General features: G+C 66.4%; 1 pseudogene. It reads left to right on the forward strand.

Going from position 1 to position 259, the window contains the following annotated elements:
- A pseudogene (locus ACOADB_RS10590) lies at positions 1–259 on the forward strand (4-hydroxy-2-oxovalerate aldolase); the annotation flags it as partial.

Here is a 259-nt window from a genome sequence, read left to right on the forward strand (position 1 = left end):
TCCGGAGCAGGAGCTCATCAAGATCGCGGCCGCGACGGCCAAGCGCGCCAAGATCGCATTCCTCATGCTCCCCGGCCTCGGCACCAAGGACGACATCCGCGCCGCCCAGGACAACGGCGGCCAGATCTGCCGGGTCGCCACCCATTGCACCGAGGCCGACGTGTCCCAGCAACATTTTGGTCTTGCACGGCAGCTGGGCCTGGAGACCGTCGGGTTCCTGATGATGAGCCACACACAGGCCCCCGAGGTGTTGGCGAAG

Origin of the sequence: Nocardioides sp. CPCC 206348, assembly GCF_048654705.1 — a bacterium.
Taxonomy (GTDB): Bacteria; Actinomycetota; Actinomycetes; order Propionibacteriales; family Nocardioidaceae; genus Nocardioides.